Origin of the sequence: Shewanella sp. BJSY2023SW005 (assembly GCF_047314585.1) — a bacterium.
In the GTDB taxonomy this organism is placed as follows: Bacteria; Pseudomonadota; Gammaproteobacteria; order Enterobacterales; family Shewanellaceae; genus Shewanella; species Shewanella algae.
Genome location: NZ_JBKORJ010000053.1, coordinates 156,345 through 179,798 on the forward strand (window position 1 = coordinate 156,345; position 23,454 = coordinate 179,798).

Here is a 23,454-nt window from a genome sequence, read left to right on the forward strand (position 1 = left end):
GGTAGTGGAACGGCGCGGCAACAGCTCTTGTGGCTGCTTTTTGATGACGCCGTTTCCTGTCTTGTTGATTGCTTCAATTTGTTGCCGGCCGCTGCCGCGGCCGACTGGATATCAGATCTCAATCGCCATGGCAGTGGCTTCACCGCCACCTATGCACAGCGATGCCATGCCACGTTTGAGGCCTCGGGCCTTGAGCGCATGAATAAGAGTCACCAGCAGACGGGCGCCGGAGCAACCTATCGGATGACCGAGCGCACAGGCACCGCCATTGACGTTGACCTTGGCGGCATCCAGCCCCAACTCACTGATGGCCAACATGGTCACCATGGCGAAGGCTTCGTTGATTTCGAAAAGGTCGACCTCATCCTTGCTCCAGCCGGTCTGTGCCAAGAGTTTTTGCATGGCGCCCACGGGCGCCGTGGTAAACATGGCCGGCTCTTGGGAATGGGTAGCGTGGCCCTTGATGGTGGCCATCACTGCCAGTCCCAGGTTTTCGGCCTGCTCACGGCTCATCAGCATCAAACTGGCGGCACCGTCGGAAATCGAACTGGAGTTGGCGGCGGTAATGGTGCCGTCTTTGGCAAAAGCGGGCCGTAGCGCCGGGATCTTGTCAGGGCGGGCATTGCCGGGCTGCTCATCGGTATCAATCAGTGTATCGCCGCGGCGGCTGCTTACGGTTACCGGGACTATCTCCTCCTTGAAGGCACCTGAGGCGATGGCCGCATTGGCTTTTTCCAGTGAGCTCAGGGCAAAGGCGTCCATGGCTTCACGGGTCAGGCCAAAATCGTCGGCAGTTTTCTGGGCGAAGGTTCCCATGGCGCCACCTGTGTAGGCATCTTCCAGCCCATCGAGGAACATATGATCCAGCACCTTACCGTGGCCCATACGCATGCCGCCGCGAGCCTTATCCAGCAGATACGGCGCCTGACTCATGCTCTCCATACCACCGGCAATCACAATATTGGCACTGCCGGCCTTGATAAGATCGTGCGCCAGCATCACGGTTTTCATCCCTGAGCCGCACACCTTGTTGACTGTGGTTGCGCCAACAGACTGGGGCAAACCTGCCCCCAAAACCGCCTGTCTGGCAGGGGCCTGACCGAGGCCAGCCGGCAATACACATCCCATCAGCACTTCATCGACCTGTTCGCCCTTCACACCTGTGGTTTCCATCAAGGCCTTGATGCTGGAAGCCGCCAGCTGAGGAGAAGGCACAGTGGAAAGACAGCCCTGAAAACCGCCCATGGCGGTTCGTTTGGCGGCGACGATAACAATATCCTGAGGACGACTCATTGTTGACTCCCTTGTTGGGCACCCAAACACCGGCCCAACAGCAGGCCGGCGGTGTTAGGTGCAGCAAATTTGCACTCTGTTGCTGCCACTTTGACGTTTACGCGAACGTAAGGCAAGTACTAATTAGTCTAATACAGGCTCTGTTTATAGGTATTTTTGTCAGGGAGGATTTACAGCAGGATGACAGCTTGTGCCCTGAAATAAAGCCAAAACACTACGGCTTAGAAAAGGTTAGGGAAGGAAGTATCAGTTTGAGGAAGCATAGGCAGTAGAGGCTGACGCCATCTGGCTTGATATGAGCTAAGCCCTTTAGGACTTAGGCGACAGGAATCACAAGATTGCGACTCCCGCCAACAAAACGTTTGGCATTTGCAGCTCAGCCACTCTGTTCCCAGGGCGTAATAGCACTGAGATCCGATAAGTCATAAGGGGTCAACTGGTAGACATAATAGTTGAGCCAGTTGCTCACCAACAGACTACCGTGACTATACCAACGGGCAACCGCTTCAGCCTCTGGGTCATCGTTGCGGAAATAGTTTTGCGGGATCTTGGGCGCCAACCCGGCCGCCAGATCTCTTTGGTACTCATCTTTAAGGGTCGACTTGCGATACTCTGGATGCCCCATCACAAACAGGTTGCGATTGTCCTTACTGATCACCAGATAGGCACCGGCTTGGTCCGACTCGGCCAGCACTGTCAGTTCGGGATGCGCCTTAAGCTCATCCACATCCATTTGGGCATAACGGGAGTGCGGAGCATAAAACTCATCATCAAAGCCGCGCAGCAAGGGCACGTGGGCGCGAATACGCCTGTGCTGATAAACCCCGGAGCATTTTTCAGCGAGGATCTTGCGCTCGAGTTGATACAGGTGATAAAAACCGGCGTGGGCCGCCCAGCAGAGAAACAGTACCGAGGTAACATGCTCCTGTGACCAATCGATAATCTCGCGGATATGATCCCAGTAAGTGACCTCCTCGAAATCCAGCTGTCCCAGTGGGGCGCCAGTGATGATCAGGCCGTCATAGTTGCGATGGCGTACATCTTCAAAGTCACGGTAAAAGGTATTGAGATGATCGGTCGGCGTATGTTTGGACTCTTTGTCGTGGATCCTCAGCAGGTCGATATCCACCTGCAACGGAGTATTGCCCAACAGCCGCAGCAACTGGGTTTCTGTCTCAATCTTGTTGGGCATCAGATTGAGGATCAACACCTTCATCGGCCGTATATCCTGCATCGCCGCCCGGCTCTCGGACATAACAAAAATGTTTTCCGACTCAAGAACGCCGGCGGCTGGCAGGTTATCGGGTATTCTTACGGGCATAAAAGCGCCTCTCCTGAACTATCCAGGGCAAGGCGCTTGGCTTGGTATACCTGTTAGCGCCCTACCTTTTGCACCATGACTGATACCGGCTCAGCCTTGTCGATATCGACAAGATAAGCCTGGGTATTGATAAAGAGTAAGTCATCCTTGAGAGTGATCCTGGCACTGACACTGTAGCTGTGGCCACTCTGGAACTGATCCCGGGCAAGAATAAACTTAAAAGGCGTTGGGCTGGTCACGCTGTCGCGCTGAATAACCGCCAGCACTTCTGCCGGAGCATCCGCCTTGGAAACGTCCTGAACCTGAACCGTCAGCACGGCTTCCGGTGGCAGAGCAATACGTTCGCGGTACCAAACATCGCCATCAATTTCGACTGTGGCATTCGGGGTCGCACAACCTGTGAGTGCCATCATTCCTGCTACAGCCACCATCATTGGCAGTCGCAGCCAGTTGCCTGTCATTTTCATTGCTAGCTCCTAATCATACACAAAGACTTCTGGATGTCTATACATCCAAGTTTAATCATTGAGAACCTGGGAGGATAATCCTATCATAGGACTCCATTTTTGAGTTCAAATATCCTTATGACACAAGCAACTGCGATTATTGTGGGCGCCAGCTCACTCCTCAGCCGTGAAATAGCCCGCCGCCTGGCCGATGAAGGCACTAAACTGGCATTGCTGGCACAGGATCCCGACTCATTGAAAGAGTTTGCCGCCACCCTGGCAACCGAGGCTCAGGTGTTTGGCCTGGACATAGATAAACCGCAAACCTTGATAGCCGAGCTGGAACAGATTTGGCAACAGTTGGGTGGCGCACATCTGGTGTTGGTCAATACCGGACTCAACTCCTATCATCCGGATCTGCCTTGGCAGTTGGAAGATGAGATCATCAGTGTCAATGTCCGTGGCTTTGCCGCCGTTTGCAACACAGCTTTCAGGCTGTTTCGCGAGCAGGGTTATGGCCAGCTTGCGGCCATCAACTCCATTGCCGGTCTTCGCGGTGGCCCCAGCGTAGCCTTTCATGCCTCCAAAGCCTTTGGGATGAACTATCTCGAGGGGCTGTCCATGCATGCCCAAAGGCTCAAGCTACCGATCACCATCACGGATATTCAGTTGGGTTTGTTGGATAAGGCCGCGCTGCAGCAGAGCAGGCTATGGCTATCCCCCGTAGATGTGGTTGCCGGGCAAATCATCCGCGCCCTGCAAAAAGGCAAGCGCCGGGTCTATGTCACCAAACGCTGGGCGACGGTTGCCTGGCTCACCAAACTGCTGCCCGAGTTTATCTATAATACCCGCCACTGGAAGGTGAAGAAACGCAAGGGGCAAGCGGAATAATCTTTTAAAGCGACAGCCGCTGTTCCAATTGCCGGCGAATGGTTTCCTTAAGCCAGCGCAACTTGGAATTGTGGCTGTTGCGTTTGTGCCACATCAGGGTAAAGAGAATGGTGAGTTTTTCCCTATCTTCCGCAACCATTGGCAATGGCCGGGTCACCAGCTCAGGGCATGTCCTGGCCGCATAGGTCCGGCAATAGCCAGGAGCCGTGGTTAACAGCTGCGACCCGGGCTGTGATGCCAGCCATAAAGATTGCTCAAACAGGGAAACCGACAACGCGATATCCCGCTTCAGACCTTTTTCAGCCAGCAGGCTATCCAGAGCCCAGCCCTCACATTTTTCCCACTCGATATTGATTTGCCGATACTCAAGGAATGTCTCCAGGTTCCAGACTTGCTGCAGTGCGGGATGATCTTTCCGCAGATATACCAAGGGCTCGTCGCTGAACAAGACCTCATAATCCACGGCCGCAGGCAAGAGTGCCAGCGTCTCCCGCGAGCCGGGATGACTCTCACGCCCCGATAGCCCCAAATCAGCCTTGCCGGAAATAATGGCGTCCAGGGAGTCATAGTCCCAATTGCGGATCCGCACCACGGAATCAGGGAAATGGGCATCAATCAACCCTGGAAGTTCAGGCAACAATTCGAGGTAGAATGGTGACTCCAACATCAGCTGAAACTCTACCCCTTTGGGAACTTCAACATTACGTTTGGCCACTATACTGCTGGCCAACTGAAACAGCTCGGCCAACTCTTCGGCCTGTTGCCAACGCCAATGGCGTCGGCAACAGGCCTTGGGGAGAACGAACCAATAGAGGGTCATCGAACCAATGACGTAACTTGGTCAAAGATTTACTCACGGCAGAAGGTGTTACCGACAGGCGTTTGGCCGCTCTGGTAACACTACGCTCACTGAGGAGGATCTGCAGCGTGACCAAGAGGTTAAGATCGAGGCGATGTAAGGCTCTGTTCATCTTGTTTCCATTGGCTATTGGTCTTAATTGGAGCGCTCGAGGTAAAATACAGGAGTATGATGCTGCCCAAAGCGGCGATCAGCAAGCTCAGTATCAACATAGTGCTCGCCGTCAGTCCAAACCAGGCACTTATCGCAATGAAGGCTCCAGACCAACTTATCTGGCAGATCCCCAATATGGAACTTGCCAGAGCCGAGCGCTGAGCAAAGGGGGCCAGAGCCTGGCTCATAGTGACCCCGAACCCCACAGAGAAACCGGCGCAAACAAAGCCAATGCCCAGCAAATATAGCCAAAGCTCTGCGGCCAGAGACGCAGCCAACAGCAGTACAGTGGCCGCCAAGGCAAAAGCCAGTTGCGACAGTTGCAACATGCGTTGTTGGCCAATCGAATCTATTAGCCAGGGAGAAATAAAGGCCATAACCATGCTTACCAGTGCCAAACCACCCATGGCTGAGGCGTAGCCACCACTGTCGAGCCCTAACTGCTCCATCAACAGCATGGGCGAAGTATTGACGAAGGTGAGTATCGCTGTCACGGCCAGACAACTGATCAATAAGCGACTGACGAAAGTCACACAGAGCAAGGATTCACCGGCTATCAATTCTCCCGCCGTCTTGGCCGGAAGCGACTCCTGCAAACCCAAACACAAAAACAGCGCCGCTGCAGCCAACAAAGCCATCAATACAAACAGCGCCGGCCAGGGAAAATACAGCAAAATCAGATGCCCCAGCGCAGGCGCTAGAACCGGCACTATGCAGGTAATTCCATTTATCATCGACAAGACTTTGGCTCGTCTTTGGTCATCAAGTACATCCCGCAGAATGGCAAAGGTCACCAGATAGGCCGCCCCGGCACCTATACCCTGCCCGGCCCTGGCAAACAAAAACGCCGTGATTGATAGAGTAGTGGCGGCCCAAATCGACGACAACACAAAAATCAGCGCTCCGCAAAGGGCTACCGGCTTGCGCCCGAGCCTATCGGCAAGATGCCCACCGAGTAACATGGCCAGAGCCATGCCCGCCAGATAACAGGAAAAGGCGTTGTGCAATTGGGCCTCATCGGCGTTCAGGATGAGGGCTATCTCGGGCAAGCCAACCAAGTAGAGATCGATCCCCAATGGATAGAGTAAAACCAAGGCAAAGGCACAGATAAGGTAATAACGCATGATCAGTTGATAGAGCAGGAATTTGCTTGTCAGCATAAATGCCCGGACTGATGCCAGCGAGTTGCCATCAAGACAAGAGTATTTTCCTCAGAGGAAAAACATACAGCTGACGTCAATGACAAAAAAGGCGCCAGAGGCGCCTTTTCAATAGTTGGGAGCTTTGGGTTGGGAGCTGGGTTTGGGGGAGATCAGAAGGTGTAACCTATGCTGACCATATAGACCCAAGGATCGATATCAGTCTCGATTGTCACAGCGGCAACTTCGCTGTTGCTGGTGCCATAGTGGTAGTTGAACTTAACATCCGTGCTGATCTTGGCATACCACACAGAAGCATTCACCAACCAGTTATCGTTGATCTGATAATCCAGACCCACTTGTGCGGCCCAGCCCCAAGAGTTACTCAGGCTCAGATCAGAGAGTTTGCCACCGACGTCATTGGTGAATTCATTGTCGAAGAAATTGGTGTAGTTAACACCGACACCCACGTAAGGACGCAGCTTGGACTCGGCATTACCAAAGTAGTACTGGGCCACCAAGGTAGGCGGCAGATGCTTGGTTTCGGCAATCTTGCCCAGCTCTCCGAGAGATACGTCATGGCTGAACGGGGTCGCGGCCAACAATTCGATACCAAAGTTATCTGTCAGCATATAGCCGAAGTTCAGACCCAACTGGGTGTTATTGTCCACACTAAAGGTGCCAAGATTTCCCAGATCCGGGGTAACAACATTTTGGCTGGACTCGTCCGGGGCTACCACAACGGCACCGGCACGAACAATAAAGTCACCGGCCTTGTGGGCCAATGCAGGGGCAGCAACAGTAGAAAAAAGGGCGGCGGCAATCAATCCTGATACGATATTTTTTTTCATCATCTCACTCCGTAGCGACAACACAGCGCTTTGTTTTTTATTACATCCATAACAACTGGGGCCACACTGCCAGATTTAATTCTTCACATTTTTGATCTGCATCAAGCGTTTTAAGAGGTACCCAGATTTAGATACAACAAGCGCGAAACAGATCACATAAAATAAAGATTTATTGATATTGCACCTTTAAAATAAGTGAGCCAGTTCAAAACTCCACTAACCCCAAAGTGAAAGAAAAGTACATTTTTCGAGCAATGACGCTCGAGGCGCTCACAACCAAAAATTAACAATCAGTCACAGTAAGATATACTGACCAGCACTTGCAGAATGGTGTTTTTAACTGGAGAGGAAAGGAAACAGAGGATGCCAGATAACTGCAATCGGCAAGATAAATGTGTCAGAGAATGCTTGAGAAAGTACTCAGTAAAGCCTCTTGAGCAACGGATAGTTTGCCAACCAGTTCTTAGCCTTGAGCCGACTCTCGAATACGCCGGGAGTGCTCTTGGGATTAGGACTGAGTTCCAACGCCAGTAATGGGCCAAGCGGGAACAGATTGAGCAGTTGCAGCTCCCCTGCCCTCAACCTGACAGCCAGGGCCGTTTGCTGCTCTGGCCAGTAACTCATGGCATCAATCACTGAAGTATAGGGTTTATGGTGGTTTTTAAGGTGCATTCTGGCCTGGTTCTTTACCGACCATGGTAAGTCGAGTGCTGTGGCCAACTTGGCCTCATAGGCCCTGTCGGTGACTTCCGAGCTGTCGTTTGGCTCAAAGTAGAGCACATCTATGTCGCTGAGCCTGGATACACTGCCGTGCAACTTGTCCCACACCAGATTACGGACAAACCCCGCGGCTACCCAGGCATCAATAGGCCCAAGGTTTGCAACACACTCAAGTGCCTGCATTCGCATCCTGTCCTGCCTGAGCCAGTTTTCAATCAGCTCAGCCGCCTCACTTTCACTGACCTGCTGCGGCCCTCTCGGCTCTAACTCATCATTTGTCATCGCGGCCCCCTTAAAAACAAAAGCCCCCGCAGGCGGAGGCTTTCGATTCTAGCTCAAGCTATCACTTCTCTTCAGTGTCTCTATCCATGTTCTCTGTATTTTCCAACCAGAGAGCATTGATGATACCGAAGGAACAAGCCAATAAAATGCCGAGTATCCAAGTGAAATACCACATAATTCAGGCTCCTTAGTAAAGTGATGTGCTGTTGTTTTCAATGTGCTGACGGTTCAGACGGCCATACATCTTGTAGTAAGTCCAGCAGGTGTAACTCAGCACTGTTGGTACAAAGATGATCGCAACCCAAGTCATCACAGTCAGAGTCATCTGGCTGGCGGTAGCGTCCCACATGGTCAGACTGACGTTAGGCTCCTGTGATGAAGGCATCACGAATGGGAACATAGCCGCGCCACAGGTCAGGATGATACTGGCAATGGCCAGTGAGCTGAACAGGAAGGCGAAACCGCTACGCCCCATACGGCTGGTCAGCAGCACCAAGGCCGGCGCCAACAGGCCCAAAGCAGGGAACAGCATGGTCACTGGGTACTTGTCGTAGTTGGCCATCCAAGCACCGGAAACAACTTCAACTGTCTTCATGGTTGGGTCAGATACGGCGTTAGTATCCAGAGCCGAAGTCACCACATAGCCATCAATACCGGTAGCCAGCCACACACCGGCTGCACCGAACAGTACAATCAGCAGCAGTGCGGTCAACTGTGAAGCTGCAGCGGCGCGATTGCGCAGCTCACCTTCGGTCTTCATCTGCAACCAGCAAGCACCCTGCATCATGAACATACAGGCACTGACCAGACCGGCCAACAGGCCAAAGCCATTGAGCAGACCGAACAGGCCACCATCATAGTGGGCACGCAGGTACTCGTCGAAGCTGAAAGGCACGCCTTGCAGCAGGTTACCGAAGGCAACACCTATAATCAGCGGAGGAACAAAACCTGCGACAAACAATGCCCAGTCCCAGCTCTTGCGCCAGCGTGGATCTTCTATCTTGGAGCGATAGTCGAAACCTACAGGACGCAGGTACAGCGCCAGCAACACTATGATCATGGCCACGTAAAAGCCGGAAAAAGAAACGGCATATACAGTAGGCCAAGCGGCGAACAGGGCACCGGCACCGGTGATCAACCACACCTGGTTACCATCCCAGTGAGGAGCAACCGTGTTAATCATCACCCGGCGCTCGGTATCGTCCTTACCCAAGATTGGCAGTAAGGCACCTACCCCCATGTCAAAGCCATCAGTAATAGCGAAGCCTATGAGCAAGACGCCAACTAACAACCACCAGATAAATCTTAATATTTCATAATCAAACATAATGAAATCCCTCTGCTCAGGCTTCTAGTTTTTCAAAGTGATAACGGCCGGTCTTGAGACTGCTTGGACCCAGGCGCGCAAACTTGAACATCAGGAAGAGCTCGATAACCAACAGCACAGTGTAGAACAGAGTAATGCTGATGATACTGAACCAGAGATCGGCCGCCGTCAGGCTGGAAGCAGACACAAAGGTCGGGAGAATCTCGGAGATAGTCCATGGCTGACGACCATACTCGGCCACAAACCAACCACACTCGATGGCGATCCAAGGCAGAGGCAAGCTGTAGAGCGCAGCTTTGAGTACCCACTTCTTCTCTTCAATCTGATGACGGGTGCTCTGCCAGAAGGCAGCTGCAAACACTACCAGCATAACGAAACCAAGGCCCACCATGATACGGAAGCTCCAGAACAGTGGTGCTACGCTTGGAATAGAATCCCTGGCGGCCGCCTTAATCTGCTCTTCGGTGGCATCGACCACTTTATCTGTGTAGCGCTTCAGCAACAGACCGTAACCCAGGTCAACTTTCTGCTCTTCGAAAGCCGCGCGAACCGCGGGATCTTCCTCAATAGCAGGGTCAGCCTTGGCAGCACGCAACTGCTCAAGCAGGGCATAAGCCTTCATACCGTTGCGGATGCGAACTTCGTGCTCGGCGATCAGATCCTTGATTCCTGTCACTTCTTCATCGATAGAACGAGTAGCTATGATACCCATGGCATATGGGATCTTGATGGCATAGTCGGTATGCATGGTTTCCTGGTTAGGGAAACCTATCGCAGTAAAGGCTGCCGGAGCAGGCTCTGTGTGCCATTCAGCTTCAATCGCCGCCAGTTTCACCCGCTGAGCTTCACCAACTTTATAACCGGATTCGTCACCCAGTACGATAACAGACAGGATAGAGGCCATACCAAAACTCGCCGCAATGGCGAAAGAGCGGCGGGCAAATGGCAGGTCACGCTTCTTGAGGATGTAGTAAGAACTGATAGCCAGAACAAACATGGCACCGGCTACATAACCGGAAGCGACAGTGTGAACAAATTTAACCTGAGCGACTGGGTTAAATACCACTTCCGCGAAGCTGGTCATTTCCATGCGCATGGTTTCATAGTTGAACACGCTACCCACAGGGTTTTGCATCCAGCCGTTGGCGACCAGAATCCACAGCGCAGACAAATTACTTCCCAAAGCAACCAACCAGGTCACAGCCAAGTGTTGACGCTTGGAGAATCTGTCCCAACCAAAGAAGAACATACCCACGAAAGTGGATTCCAGGAAGAAGGCCATCAAGCCCTCAATCGCAAGAGGAGCACCGAAAATGTCACCCACATAGTGTGAGTAGTAGGACCAGTTGGTACCGAACTGGAACTCCATTGCCAGACCTGTGGTAACCCCCAGGGCAAAGTTAATACCGAAAAGTTTGCCCCAGAATTTAGTCATGTCCTTGTAGATCTGCTTATCTGTCATCACATAGAGTGATTCCATGATTGCCAGCAGGAAGGCCAAACCCAAAGTCAAAGGAACAAACAAGAAGTGATACATGGCTGTCAGCGCGAATTGTATGCGCGATAGCTCAACGACTTCTTCAACTATCATTTGTGACTCCTTACATGGTGCTCCGCCCGTTGTCTTCAGATCCCCATCAAAGACAACAGGTGGTGAGTTGGATAGCTTAGTTCATTAATTTCTTATCTACCCGGAAACCCGGATAAACCACCCAAATGATTCGCGTTGCTGCGCTTTAACTCACCAAAAGCTTAAAAATCGGTTTTTGGCGGCCTTAACGAGAGACGAATCACGCTTTTGCAGATTTATGCGATCAGCATCAGCATTTGCCAGTGTTCCAATATTTGCAAATTATTTAATATCAGGCACTTGCGTTATTAGTTCAGCTAAGATTTGCCCTGATTTTATACCACTTGAATTTGACGCAAATCAATCAAACTCCGGGCTTTAGCTGGGTTTTGCGGAGGGGCACACAGCCACCAAGGATGAGTATTGACTTTGTGGTAAAATCCTGTTAGAGCATTTGCACCAACTATAAATAATCCATTATTTTGGATGCTTTATGAAAAAACACATACAAACTAGCCAAAATAAACTTTTTAACAATTTTTAAAGTTAAATATGCTAACTCAAATCGTGTGATTTTGATCTCATTATTTTTTAACCTTTTGATTATGGTGAAATAAATAAAAGCCAATTAACCAAACATAAAAACCACCAAAAATTCAGATTAATTTTTCTAATCTCATATCATATTATTTCTCGTTTGATAAAGCCGCCAGGGTTGACTAATATGTAGCCTGTGTTAAGGAGACGCTCGGGTCGGCCGACATCAATATCTGCAGACCTTCCTCCGCGCACATTGACTGAACTTTGTGTGGAGATATCGTTATGAAAAAGTTTTTTGAACGTCTGGTTAACTGCTACAAGCCTGTTTTTGTTGAACTTTACAAGTCTCAACTGGTTTACTAATCACAGCTGAGCAACTGCTTGTCTTGAAGTTTTGTTAGCGCAAAACGGCCCCATAGGTATTCCTATGGGGCTTTTTCGTCTCTGCAGCCATTAAAGAGTGATTCCAGCCTTAGTCCGGCTTTAGCCTGTTAAGCGCTGTAAAGCCTGCATTTTGACACTTCAATACATAAGAATATATTGAACAAAGTGCAACCTATTGATGATTTAAAGTTTTTACTGTAGGGCAAAAGTTAAATAAAAAAGGCGGGTTATAAATACCCGCCTTTTTTTACCCTTTATGGGATGATTTTTAACCTTATCCCAACTTCACTCTGGCGTTACGGAACATTCTCATCCAAGGGCTGTCTTCACCCCAGTTTTCCGGATGCCAGGAGTTGGCGACTGTGCGGAACACCCGCTCAGGGTGAGGCATCATGATGGTGACTTTGCCATCCAGGCTACAGATCCCGGACAAGCCGTTGGGCGAGCCGTTGGGGTTCTGTGGATACAAGCTGGCCACCTCACCTTTACCATTGACATAACGCAGCGCCACAGTGCCGCTCTGCTCGGCTGCTGCCATGGCGGCAGCTGAAGCAAACTCGGCACGCCCTTCCCCGTGGGAAACGGCAATCGGCATTCTGGAGCCGGCCATACCGCTGAAGAACAGCGATGGGCTTTGCTGCACTTCCACCAGGCTAAAACGCGCTTCAAAGCGTTCAGAGCGGTTACGGACAAAGTGCGGCCAATGCTCGGTACCCGGAATGATCTCCTTGAGGTTGGAGAGCATCTGGCAACCGTTACAAACACCCAGAGCAAAGCTGTCGGCACGCTCGAAGAAGCGGCTGAAGTCCTCACGGGCACGGCTGTTGAACAGGATGGACTTGGCCCAACCTTCACCGGCGCCCAGTACATCACCGTAAGAGAAGCCACCACAGGCCACCAGTCCCTGGAACTCTTCCAGGCTGATACGGCCACTGAGGATATCCGACATATGCACATCACGGCTTTCAAAACCGGCACGCTCGAAGGCGGCTGCCATCTCAATATGCGAGTTGACCCCTTGCTCACGCAAAATCGCCATCTTGGGCGCAGCGCCCTTGAGGATATAAGGCGCGGCAACATCTTCTGCCGGATCAAAGCTTAAGTTAACCGTGAGGCCTGGATCGGTTTCATCCAGCTTGAGGTCAAACTCTTCACGGGCACACTCAGGGTTGTCCCTGAGCGCCTGCATTCTGTAGGTGGTTTCAGACCAGAGCTTACGCAGCTCGGTGCGTGAAGCACTATAAATTTCAGCACCTTGATCCTGGATACGGATGCGGCCATCGTCGCTCAGCTCTGCTATCGGATGACAATCCACACCGGCGTCTGTGTAAGCCTTGATAATCTCGGCGGCTTGGTCTTTGCTCACCTGCAGCACGGCGCCCAACTCTTCGTTGAACAGGCGCGCCAGGGCGCTGCCGGCCAGCGCAGAAATATCCACATTCAGGCCAGTGTGACCGGCGAAGGCCATCTCCACCAAGGTGGTGAACAGACCGCCGTCACTCTTGTCGTGGTAAGCCAGCAAACTCCGCTCGGCCACCAACTGCTGAGTCACCTCGAAGAAACCTTTCAATACGGCAGCCTGATCCAGATCCGGCGCGATATCGCCCAGCTCACCGAACACCTGCGCCAGGCAGGAACCGCCCAGACGAGTCTTGCCCTTGGCCAGATCGGCCAGCAACAATACAGTTTCGCCCTTGTCGGTACGAAGCTCAGGAGTCACGGTATTGCGAATGTCGCGCACCGCACCGAAGGCAGAGATGATCAGCGACATAGGTGCGGTAACCGCCTTCTGCTCGCCCTTGTCTTCCCAGGCGGTCTTCATCGACATTGAGTCTTTGCCCACGGGAATGGTCAGTTCAAGCTCGGGACACAGCTCTTCGCCCACTGCCTTGACCGCCTCATAGAGGCCGGCATCTTCACCCGGGTGACCGGCTGCAGACATCCAGTTGGCCGATAGCTTAATGCGCTTCAGTGAGCCGATATCGGCACCGGCCATGTTCAGCAAGGATTCGGCCACGGCCATCCGCGCCGAGGCGCCAAAATCCAGCAAGGCCAGCGGAGTGCGCTCGCCCATGGACATGGCTTCGCCCACATAGCTGTCGAACGAGGCGGCGGTAACGGCGCAATCCGCCACAGGTACCTGCCAGGGGCCGACCATCTGATCGCGGTTCACCAAGCCGGTTACCGTGCGATCGCCTATAGTGATCAAGAAGCTCTTGTCGGCAACGGTTGGCAGAGTCAACACCCGCTTAACGGCTTGTGCGAGATCGATGGAGGCTTCATCCAGCGCCGCAAACTGCGCCTTTTGAGTCACTACATCACGGCTCATCTTCGGTGGTTTGCCCAGCAAGACTTCCAGCGGCAAGTCGATAGGCTTGTTGTCAAAGTGCTCGTCGCTCAGGCTCAGGTGCTGCTCGGCAACCGCCTCACCCACCACAGCAAATGGCGCGCGCTCGCGCTCACAAATGGCGGCGAAGGTATCCAGGTTTTCGGCTGCCACAGACAGCACATAACGCTCCTGGGATTCGTTACACCAGATCTCCAGCGGGCTCATGCCCGGCTCATCGGAAGGTACGTTACGCAGCTCAAACTTACCGCCGCGACCAGCATCACTTACCAGCTCAGGGAAGGCGTTGGACAAACCACCGGCGCCCACATCGTGAATAAACTGGATTGGGTTGGCATCGCCCATCTGCCAGCAGCGGTCGATAACTTCCTGACAGCGGCGCTCCATTTCCGGGTTCTCCCGCTGCACCGAGGCAAAGTCAAGATCTTCACTGGACTGGCCGGACGCCATGGAGGAAGCCGCGCCGCCGCCAAGGCCAATGTTCATCGCCGGGCCACCCAGTACAATCAGCTTGGCGCCTAAGGAGATCTCCCCTTTCTGTACGTGCTCTTCACGAATGTTGCCAAGGCCGCCGGCCAGCATAATAGGCTTGTGATAACCGCGCACCTCGACACCGTTGTGGCTGCAAACCTGCTGCTCATAGGTGCGGAAGTAACCCAACAGGGCCGGACGACCGAATTCGTTGTTGAAAGCGGCGCCGCCCAGAGGGCCGTCGATCATGATGTCAAAGGCAGTCACAATCCGGTCCGGCTTGCCGTAGTCGCCTTCCCAAGGCTGCACAAAGCCCGGGATCTTGAGGTTGGATACGCTGAAGCCGGTCAAACCCGCCTTGGGCTTGGAGCCGCGGCCGGTAGCGCCTTCGTCACGGATTTCACCGCCAGAGCCGGTGGCAGCACCAGGATAAGGACTGATGGCGGTCGGGTGGTTGTGGGTCTCCACCTTCATCAGAATATGCATCGGCTCTGTGTGATAGCGATAAACGCCGTCACTGTCGGGGAAGAAACGCCCGGCTTCAAAACCTGTCATTACCGCGGCGTTGTCTTTATAGGCCGACAACACATAGTCCGGGGTCTTCTCATAGGTATTCTTGATCATCTTGAACAGCGACTTGGGCTGCACTTCGCCGTCAATGGTCCAATCGGCGTTGAAGATCTTGTGACGACAGTGCTCTGAGTTCGCCTGGGCGAACATCATAAGTTCAATGTCGTTGGGGTTGCGCTCAAGGCGCAGGAAATTGGTGACCAGGTAGTCGATTTCATCATCGGCCAGGGCCAGGCCCATTTCGCGGTTGGCGATTTCCAGCGCCCGGCGGCCTTCGCCGAGAATGTTGACGCTGACAAAAGGCTTGGGCTCAGTGCGGGCAAACAGCACATCGGCCGCTTCAAAGCTGTCCAGTACCACTTCCATCATGCGGTCGTGCAGCAGCGCCTTGAGGCTCTTGAGCTGTTCGCCGCTCAGAGCGTCGGATTCCACATAGTAAGCCAGACCGCGTTCCAAACGTTTTACCTGCTTGAGGCCGCAGTTCTGGGCGATATCGGTGGCTTTGGAAGACCAGGGAGAAATAGTACCGGGACGGGGAGTAACAAAAAGGAGAGTGCCTTGGGGCTCGTGGGATTCGATGGCCGGACCGTAGGTTAGAATCTTACTCAACTGCGCTTGGTCATCGGGGTTGAGCGCTTCGCTCAGATAAGCCAAATGAACATATTCGGCATAGATTTGCTTTACCGGAAGCTGGGCGGCTTCACAGGCCTGCATCAGCTTTTGCACTCTGAATGCCGAGAGTGCGGGGGCTCCGCGGATGATCTCCATCACGTCTTATCACCTTATTATTTATAATTACAGGGTCAGAGGTGGCGCTATTATAGGTAAATGCGCCCTACAAATCACCTCAGACTTTGCTTAAAACAGTGTTTCCTGTGATATAAAGTAATCCTATGGGGTAATATACCCTCCGGTGCCTGACCCCATGGTTCAATCACGGGGATACCAGGCCTGCAACCAAGACGCAATTCATTGAATTTATTTACAAATTAATCAAACAAAAGGAATAACCCCTATCTCAGCGGCAAACCACAGGCTAAGGGCTTTTACCGATAGATAATGAAACGATTCACCGCGACTCTCACCCTGATAATCTTGCTGGCAGGCTGCCGGCAACCTGTCGTGGATGAAGCTCAGGTAACCCCGGCGGTGAATGAGGCCAAGGAACTCAGGGTTGGCACCCTCTATGGCCCACAAATCTATGTTTCTTCCACCCAGGGCAGTGCCGGGTTTGATTATGAGATGGCGGCGCGTTTCGCCGACTTTCTCGGCAAGCCGCTGGAAATGAAGCCCTATGGCAATATCAATGAGCTCTACCAGGCGCTGAAACAAAACGAGATAGATTTGATTGCCGCCGGGCTGTCGGATACCCGGAGCCGCAGACAGCAGTTTCGTCTCGGGCCGCCGCTTTATCGGGTCAATCAGGTGATGGTCTACCGCGCCGGCACCCCTGTCCCCAAAGATCTCAACGCCCTGGATGCGCCTGTTACTGTGATAGCCGACTCGTCGTTTGTGGAAACCCTGAACCGACTCAAGGCAGATAATCCCAACCTTGAGTGGCAACAGGTCGCAGATAAAGATAATGAAGAGCTGCTGAGCATGATAGCCAGCGGCGAACTCAGCTACACCATTTCAGATTCCACCAGCATCAATATCAATCGCCGTTTTATGCCTGAGCTGAGATCCGGCCAGGTGCTGGAGCAGCAACAGGCTGTGGTTTGGCTGTTGCCCCCCAGAGGCAGCGATCAACTGATGAGCCAACTGCTGCGTTTCTGGCACCAGGAACAAAGAGATGGCACGCTGGAACACTTGGTGGAAAAGTACTTCGGCCATGTCAAACGTTTCGACTATGTTGACACCCGCGCTTTTATCCGCGCGGTCGACAGCAAGCTGCCCAAGTACCGCCATCTGTTTGAAACTTATGCCGGTGAACTCGACTGGCGCAAGCTGGCCGCCACCAGTTATCAGGAGTCGCACTGGAACCCCAGGGCCCGCTCACCGACCGGCGTGCGCGGCATGATGATGCTGACCCTGGCAACCGCCAAACAGTTGGGAGTGGAGAATCGCCTCGATCCCGAGCAGAGCATCCGTGGCGGTGCCCGCTATCTGAGCGACATTTTGGTGCGCCTGCCTGAGTCTATTCCGGAGGAGGAGCGGATGTGGTTTGCCCTCGCCTCTTACAACATAGGCTATGGCCATGTGGAGGATGCCCGTAAGTTGGCACAGGCCAGAGGCCTTAATCCCAGTGCCTGGAAAGATCTCAAGCAGGTATTGCCCTTGCTGCAAAAGCGCAAATACTACCAACATACCCGCTATGGCTATGCCAGAGGCAACGAGGCGGTGCATTATGTCGACAGCATTCGCCGTTACTATGACACTCTGGTGTGGATAGACAATCAGGCCAAACTGGAAGCCCTGGCCAAGGAGCAGGCTCAGGAAGAGGCGGCACAGAGAGAAGCGGAATCCCAGGCCGGGGAAGAAACCGAACTCAGCGGTGCCCAGCCCAACTGAAAACCCCGCACACGACTCATTTTCGCGCCAACCAGTCTGGCTTTGATGCGCAGCCCGCCATTTGGGGCTGGCGCAAGCTTAAATAAGCTGTTAGCTTGGAAGCATTACAAAAACTTCAGAATATACTAAGGTAAGCTTATGAAAAGAAAGACCATTAACAATGCAATGGCCCGTCGCCGCAGCCTGGTTAAAACCCGTCACAAACGCATTCTCAACCGTCACAAACTCTTCTTCAGTTTTCTGCAGCAGGCAGATTAAGTTTCCTTGCCTGCTTCAATGCCTTCTGCTCCTGTCTGCGTCGCCTGAAAAAGGCGCTCAACTGTTCGCTGCACTCCTGTTCCATCACCCCGGCGCTGACCGCCAACTTGTGATTGAACAGGGGATGACGCACCAGATCCAGCACTGAACCGGCCGCGCCTGTCTTGGGATCCGCAGCCCCGTACACCAGTCTCCCCACCCTGGCATGCACCATGGCCCCGGCGCACATGGCGCAAGGCTCCAGCGTCACATAGAGGGTAGTATCCAGCAGACGGTAGTTTTCCAGTTGACTGCCCGCCTGCCTGAGGCAGAGAATTTCCGCGTGGGCACAGGGGTCGTTGGCGGCAATAGGCTGGTTCCAGCCGCAGGCAATAAGCTTGTCATCTTTGACCAGCACTGCCCCTACCGGCACTTCCCCGAGGGCTTCAGCCTTTTGCGCCATCTCCATGGCCAACTGCATCCAATGTAAGTCACGATTCTCTGTCATTCTATCCATCCGTTCTCAATGCGGCGCCAGTATAACTGGCATGAATACCAGTACCAAATCCGATACCCGCGGATATCGACTCTTTCGGCGCCTGCATGCGGCATAGACTCAAGGCCGCTCCAGGATCCTCGGGCCCGCGCCTTCCTGTCCCAGCACGTCATCGGGATTTCTGAGTGGACATTCGGCCAGCGATAAACAACCACAGCCGATGCAGCTGTCCAGCTCGTCCCGCAGCCGGGTCAGCTTCTTGATCCTCTCATCCAGCGAGGCCCTTAACTCGGCGGAAATGGTCCGCCACTGCGCCGCAGTCAACTTGGCGTTGGTGCCGTATTTGGCCAGTGCCTGCTTTATCTCCTCCAGCGGCACTCCGGTGCGCTGCGCCACCTTGATGATGGCAATCAACCTAAGCACAGTCGAGGGAAAGCGCCGCTGGTTGCCACTGCTGCGCTGGCTGCTGATAAGCCCTTTGGACTCATAAAAGTGAATAGTGGACACCGGTACCCCACTGCGTTTGGCGACCTGGCCTATGGTCAGAGCACCGCGGGATGCCACTTCGTCATCATTTTCAGGTTCGACAGTAAATTTTGTGTTCATTGACTATTGACCTCAAGTTAACTTGAGGTTTTATAGTGCCGCCGAAGGAATAAATCAACCCCCGCCAAGGATGGCACCCTTACATAAACGACAAAAAACACAGGAAACTTGTCGCTATCATGATCAACAAATCCCTATCTCTGATGCTTGGCCTTTCGCTGCTTCTCGGCCTGGGTCTTACCTACGGCCTGAAAGCCGATGATGAGGCAGACAGTGGTGGCCATGGTTATGGCCCTGTGGCTGTGTCATTGGCCAGCGTGCAACAAATCAGCCTGCCACAGCAACTCGACGCCGTCGGCGAACTTGAAGCCGCGGCCCAAATCGCCGTCGCTGCCGAGGCATCCGGCCGGGTAACGGCGCTGCACTTCGACTCGGGGCAACAGGTTAAAGCCGGTGAACTCTTGGTGCAGCTCAATGATGCGGTGGAGCAAGCCGAACTGTTGCAGCAAGAGGCGCAGTTACTGGCAGCCGAGAGTGCCTATCGGCGTCTTGTTAGCCTGGCCGCCGATAATCTGGCCTCCAGGGAAGCACTGGACAATGCCCTGGCCGAGCGCGATATGGCGCGCGCCGCTGTCGCCCGAACCCAGGCTCTGATAGCCCAAAAGGCCATCAAGGCCCCCTTCCCCGGTACCTTGGGGATCCGCAAAATTCACTTGGGGCAATACCTTGGCGCCGGTGAAACCATCGCCCAATTGGTGGATGACAGCCAGCTCAAAATCAACTTTGCCATCAGCGAAGCCCAGGCCGATAAACTTGAGCTTGGGCAGACATTACAACTCTGGACAGACTTACGCCCCGATGAAAGCTGGCCCGCCAAACTGAGCGCCATAGAGCCGATTGTCGGCAGCTCACGAATGCTGCAACTGCAGGCGATATTGCTGCCAAAACCTATTGACGGCGAGTCCGATGATAAAGAGCGAGTCGACGACAAGCCTGCCGAAAAGGCGGCCAGCTATCCAAGCCAGGAGAATGGCGCTGCCAAGCTGAGAGCCGGCATGTTTGCCCGGGTAGCATTGGAAAAGTCCAGACGCCAGGCGCTGATGATCCCCGAAAGCGCCATCACTTATAACACCTGGGGCGAAACCGTGTTTCGGGTCGATGCCGGAGAGCAAAGCCTCACGGCCCACAAAGTGGCAGTTAAAACCGGCCAACGTCAGAATGGCTGGGTCGAGGTCATCTCCGGCCTGTCGCTTGATCAACTGGTGGTCACCTCCGGGCAACTCAGGCTGAGCGATGGCGTCCAGGTCAGCAGCACGGGCCAGGACAGCCTCACCGCAGCGCTGCTTTATCAGAGCAAGGGGCAATCACAATGAGATTTACCGACCGTTTTGTCGAGCGTCCGGTGCTGGCACTGGTGGTCAGCAGTCTTATCCTGTTGCTGGGGCTGTTCTCCGTCGGCAAGTTGCCGGTGCGCCAATATCCGCAGCTGGAAAACGCCACTATCAGTGTGACAACCCAATATCCCGGCGCCTCGGCCGAGCTGATGCAGGGCTTTGTGACCCAGGTGCTGACTCAGGCGCTGTCATCGGTGGAGGGCGTCGATTTTATCTCCTCATCCTCCACCCAGGGCCGCAGTCAAATTCAACTCAGGATGACACTCAACAGTGACTCCACCCAGGCTCTGACCGAAGTGATGGCCAAGGTCAGTGCCGTGCGCTACAAATTGCCCAAGGATGCCTTCGATCCTGTTATCGAGCGCTCCTCGGGTGAATCCACCGCCGTGGCTTATGTCGGTTTTGCCAGTGACAGCCTGAGCATTCCGGCACTGACCGACTATCTGTCGCGGGTGGTCGAGCCCAGATTTGCCAGCATTACCGGTGTGGCCAAGGTCCAGCAGTTTGGCGGTCAACAACTGGCGCTACGCCTGTGGCTCGACAGCGACAAGCTTGCCGGACGAGGCCTGACGGCCGCCGATGTGGCCGATGCGCTGCGACGTAACAACTTTCAGGCCGCTCCCGGTGTGGTCAAGGGCCAGTTTGTTGTCGCCAATATTAAGGTGAATACCGATATCACTGATGTCGCAGCCTTTCGCGATCTGGTATTGAAAAACGATGGGCGGGACTTGGTACGCCTCGGTGATGTCGGCACTGTGGAACTGGGCGCCGCTTCCAAAGAAAGCAGCGCCTCCATGGATGGTCAGGCAGCTGTGCATCTGGGGCTATTTGCCACCCCCAAGGGCAATCCTCTGATCATAGTGGATGGCATTCGCAAGCAGTTGCCTGAGATCCGCAAAACCTTGCCGCCGGGTGTTCGGGTGGAGCTTGCCTATGAAAACGCCCGCTTTATTCAGGCATCCATAGATGAAGTGCTGCGCACCTTGCTCGAAGCACTGCTGATAGTTGTGCTGGTGATCCTCTTGTGTCTCGGGTCGCTGCGCTCTGTGCTGATCCCCATAGCCACCATTCCCCTATCCATGCTCGGCGCCGCTGCACTGATGTTGGCCTTTGGTTTCAGCATTAACCTGCTCACTCTCTTGGCCATGGTGCTGGCCATAGGCCTGGTGGTGGATGACGCCATTGTGGTGGTAGAAAACGTCCACCGCCATATCGAAGAGGGGAAACACCCGGTGGCAGCTGCCCTGATAGGCGCCCGCGAAGTGGCCGGCCCTGTGATAGCCATGACCATTACTCTGGCGGCGGTTTATGCCCCCATAGGCTTGATGGGCGGCCTCACCGGCAGCCTGTTTCGTGAGTTTGCCCTGACCCTGGCCGGTGCTGTACTTGTGTCCGGTATTGTCGCCCTGACCTTATCGCCGGTAATGAGCTCAATGTTGCTGCAACCTAAGCAGAGCGAAGGCCGACTGGCACGCGCCGCCGAGCATTTTTTCGAGCGCTTGGGCGATAGCTATGGCCGTTTGCTGAAATGGTCACTCGCCCACAGAACCCTTAGCTTGGGCTTCGCCCTGCTGGTGATGCTTGCTCTTCCATGGCTCTATTTGCAGCCGCAGCGGGAATTGGCCCCCACGGAAGATCAGGCCGGCGTATTAACCGCCATCAAGGCGCCGCAACATGCCAATCTCGAGTATGCCGAGCACTTCAACCGACAGTTGGATCAAATATTTACCCGGATCCCGGAAACCCAGGGTACCTGGATAATCAATGGCACCGACGGCCCGGCGGCCAGTTTCGGCGGTATCAATCTCAGTGACTGGAGTGAACGCAGCCGCGACGCCAGTGCTATTCAGGCCGAGCTGCAGCAACTGGCGGGCACTATCCCGGGCAGCAGTATCTTTGCCTTCCAGTTGGCGCCCCTGCCAGGCTCCACCGGCGGGCTGCCGGTGCAGATGGTATTGCGCTCCCCCGGCGCTTACCCCGAGCTTTATCAAACCATGGAGCAAATCAAGCAGGCGGCGCGCCAGAGCGGTTTGTTTGTCGTGGTGGACAGCGATCTGGATTACAACAACCCAGTGGTGCAACTAAGTGTCGACAGGGCCAAGGCCAACAGCTTAGGGGTGAGGATGCAGGATATCGCCGAGTCATTGGCGCTGCTGGTGGGCGAGAACTATGTCAATCGCTTCGCCATGGATGGCCGCGCCTATGATGTGATCCCTCAAAGCCTGAGGGAACAACGCCTCTCGGCCGAAGAGCTTGGCAAACAGTATGTACGCAGCACTGATGGCACTCTGGTGCCCCTCTCCGGCCTGGTCACACTCGAGCGCGGAGTCGAGCCAAACCGTCTGAGTCAGTTCGGCCAGCAAAATGCCGCCACCTTGCAGGCGATTCTGGCGCCGGGAGTCAGCATGGGGCAAGCTGTGGCCTTCCTTGAGCAACAGCTCGCAGCACTGCCCGCCGACTACAGCCATGACTGGCAGTCTGACTCGCGCCAGTATGTGCACGAAGGCAACAGTTTGGCCTTTGCCTTTATCGCTGCACTGCTGATCATCTATCTGGTTCTGGCGGCGCAGTATGAAAGCCTGATTGACCCGCTTATCATTCTGATCACTGTGCCTTTGTCCATCTGCGGCGCCCTGCTGCCACTGGCGCTGGGGTTGACCACTCTCAATATCTACACCCAGATAGGGTTGGTCACTCTGATAGGCCTTATCAGTAAACACGGTATTTTAATGGTGGAGTTTGCCAACGAGCTGCAACAGCAAAAACAGTTGAGCCGTCAGCAGGCGATACTGGAAGCCGCCAGGATCCGCCTGCGGCCGGTGCTGATGACCACGGCCGCCATGGTATTTGGGCTTATCCCCATGCTGTTTGCCAGCGGCGCCGGTGCCGCCAGTCGTTTCGGTCTGGGCCTGGTGATCGTTTCCGGCATGTTGATAGGCACGCTGTTTACCCTGTTTATATTGCCGACCATCTACACCCTGCTGGCACGGGACCATACCCGCATAGATGAAAGGCAGCAGCAGTTGGCGCCTGTGTTGCAGAGCCAGTAACTCGGGCTCGCTATAGAAAGACCAAACTGCCCGCGATTGCGGGCAGTTTATTATTT

18 protein-coding genes are annotated in these 23,454 nt (G+C 54.0%); 4 read left to right on the forward strand and 14 right to left on the reverse strand.

Annotation, left to right across the window (positions count from 1 at the left end; translation table 11 throughout):
* Positions 1-111: 111 nt before the first annotated feature.
* The 3 genes from ACMHXI_RS16510 to ACMHXI_RS16520 all read right to left on the reverse strand — a co-directional run bounded on the left by ACMHXI_RS16510 (position 112) and on the right by ACMHXI_RS16520 (position 3,081).
* Complete coding sequence (locus ACMHXI_RS16510; RefSeq protein ID WP_273642159.1) at positions 112-1,293, reverse strand: thiolase family protein; 1,182 nt, start codon at positions 1,291-1,293, stop codon at positions 112-114.
* A gap of 376 nt (positions 1,294-1,669) precedes the next feature.
* Positions 1,670-2,614, reverse strand: a complete 945-nt coding sequence (gene metA, locus ACMHXI_RS16515) for a homoserine O-acetyltransferase MetA (RefSeq protein ID WP_144158534.1) — start codon at positions 2,612-2,614, stop codon at positions 1,670-1,672.
* Positions 2,615-2,667: 53 nt separating this feature from the next.
* On the reverse strand, positions 2,668-3,081 hold the full coding sequence (locus tag ACMHXI_RS16520) for a YbaY family lipoprotein (protein WP_096141354.1): 414 nt from the start codon (positions 3,079-3,081) through the stop codon (positions 2,668-2,670).
* Positions 3,082-3,198: 117 nt separating this feature from the next.
* Between ACMHXI_RS16520 and ACMHXI_RS16525 the strand changes: the two genes are divergently transcribed.
* The gene (locus ACMHXI_RS16525; protein ID WP_044734178.1) at positions 3,199-3,951 is read left to right on the forward strand and encodes an SDR family NAD(P)-dependent oxidoreductase; all 753 of its coding nucleotides are present in this window, start codon (positions 3,199-3,201) and stop codon (positions 3,949-3,951) included.
* 4 nt (positions 3,952-3,955) lie between these two features.
* On the opposite strand, the gene yidZ is transcribed toward ACMHXI_RS16525, so the two are convergent.
* From yidZ to purL, 9 genes are all read right to left on the reverse strand, one after another.
* Positions 3,956-4,771 carry an HTH-type transcriptional regulator YidZ gene (gene yidZ / locus ACMHXI_RS16530; RefSeq protein ID WP_413735519.1) on the reverse strand — a complete coding sequence of 272 codons (816 nt, stop codon included), beginning with the start codon at positions 4,769-4,771 and terminating at the stop codon, positions 3,956-3,958.
* Positions 4,653-4,922, reverse strand: a complete 270-nt coding sequence (locus ACMHXI_RS16535) for a LysR family transcriptional regulator (RefSeq protein WP_304715228.1) — start codon at positions 4,920-4,922, stop codon at positions 4,653-4,655. Before ACMHXI_RS16535 ends, yidZ begins: the two co-directional genes overlap by 119 nt.
* Positions 4,891-6,123: an MdtL family multidrug efflux MFS transporter gene (locus ACMHXI_RS16540; RefSeq protein WP_413735521.1), complete on the reverse strand. Its 1,233-nt coding sequence runs from the start codon at positions 6,121-6,123 to the stop codon at positions 4,891-4,893. Before ACMHXI_RS16540 ends, ACMHXI_RS16535 begins: the two co-directional genes overlap by 32 nt.
* Positions 6,124-6,275: 152 nt before the next feature.
* The gene (gene ompW, locus ACMHXI_RS16545) at positions 6,276-6,956 is read right to left on the reverse strand and encodes an outer membrane protein OmpW (protein ID WP_045282445.1); all 681 of its coding nucleotides are present in this window, start codon (positions 6,954-6,956) and stop codon (positions 6,276-6,278) included.
* 417 nt (positions 6,957-7,373) lie between these two features.
* Positions 7,374-7,955: a nucleotidyltransferase family protein gene (locus ACMHXI_RS16550; protein WP_208128270.1), complete on the reverse strand. Its 582-nt coding sequence runs from the start codon at positions 7,953-7,955 to the stop codon at positions 7,374-7,376.
* Positions 7,956-8,016: 61 nt separating this feature from the next.
* Positions 8,017-8,130 (reverse strand): cytochrome bd-I oxidase subunit CydX, encoded by a 114-nt coding sequence (gene cydX / locus ACMHXI_RS16555; protein WP_025009779.1) that lies wholly within the window; start codon positions 8,128-8,130, stop codon positions 8,017-8,019.
* Positions 8,131-8,142: 12 nt separating this feature from the next.
* Positions 8,143-9,282, reverse strand: coding sequence for a cytochrome d ubiquinol oxidase subunit II (cydB, locus tag ACMHXI_RS16560; RefSeq protein ID WP_345877949.1), 1,140 nt, complete (start codon positions 9,280-9,282; stop codon positions 8,143-8,145).
* Positions 9,283-9,298: 16 nt separating this feature from the next.
* Positions 9,299-10,873, reverse strand: a complete 1,575-nt coding sequence (locus ACMHXI_RS16565) for a cytochrome ubiquinol oxidase subunit I (RefSeq protein ID WP_025886552.1) — start codon at positions 10,871-10,873, stop codon at positions 9,299-9,301.
* A gap of 1,177 nt (positions 10,874-12,050) precedes the next feature.
* Positions 12,051-15,932, reverse strand: coding sequence for a phosphoribosylformylglycinamidine synthase (gene purL, locus ACMHXI_RS16570; RefSeq protein WP_413735602.1), 3,882 nt, complete (start codon positions 15,930-15,932; stop codon positions 12,051-12,053).
* Between the two features lie 291 nt (positions 15,933-16,223).
* On the opposite strand from purL, the gene mltF reads away from it, so the two are divergent.
* Positions 16,224-17,675, forward strand: a complete 1,452-nt coding sequence (mltF, locus tag ACMHXI_RS16575; RefSeq protein ID WP_208162131.1) for a membrane-bound lytic murein transglycosylase MltF — start codon at positions 16,224-16,226, stop codon at positions 17,673-17,675.
* Positions 17,676-17,907: 232 nt separating this feature from the next.
* Here mltF and tadA read toward each other — a convergent pair whose 3' ends face one another.
* Together tadA and soxR are read right to left on the reverse strand one after the other, a co-directional pair.
* Entirely contained in the window at positions 17,908-18,420 is a 513-nt protein-coding gene (gene tadA / locus ACMHXI_RS16580) for a tRNA adenosine(34) deaminase TadA (RefSeq protein WP_101058681.1), read from the reverse strand.
* Positions 18,421-18,528: 108 nt separating this feature from the next.
* A complete protein-coding gene (gene soxR / locus ACMHXI_RS16585) occupies positions 18,529-19,014 on the reverse strand; it encodes a redox-sensitive transcriptional activator SoxR (protein ID WP_107353326.1) in 486 nt (161 codons plus the stop codon).
* 119 nt (positions 19,015-19,133) lie between these two features.
* Between soxR and ACMHXI_RS16590 the strand changes: the two genes are divergently transcribed.
* Together ACMHXI_RS16590 and ACMHXI_RS16595 are read left to right on the forward strand one after the other, a co-directional pair.
* Positions 19,134-20,327: an efflux RND transporter periplasmic adaptor subunit gene (locus tag ACMHXI_RS16590; RefSeq protein ID WP_413735526.1), complete on the forward strand. Its 1,194-nt coding sequence runs from the start codon at positions 19,134-19,136 to the stop codon at positions 20,325-20,327.
* Positions 20,324-23,398, forward strand: a complete 3,075-nt coding sequence (locus ACMHXI_RS16595; protein WP_413735528.1) for a MexW/MexI family multidrug efflux RND transporter permease subunit — start codon at positions 20,324-20,326, stop codon at positions 23,396-23,398. The genes ACMHXI_RS16590 and ACMHXI_RS16595 overlap by 4 nt, the downstream gene beginning before the upstream one ends.
* The last annotated feature ends 56 nt before the right edge of the window (positions 23,399-23,454 follow it).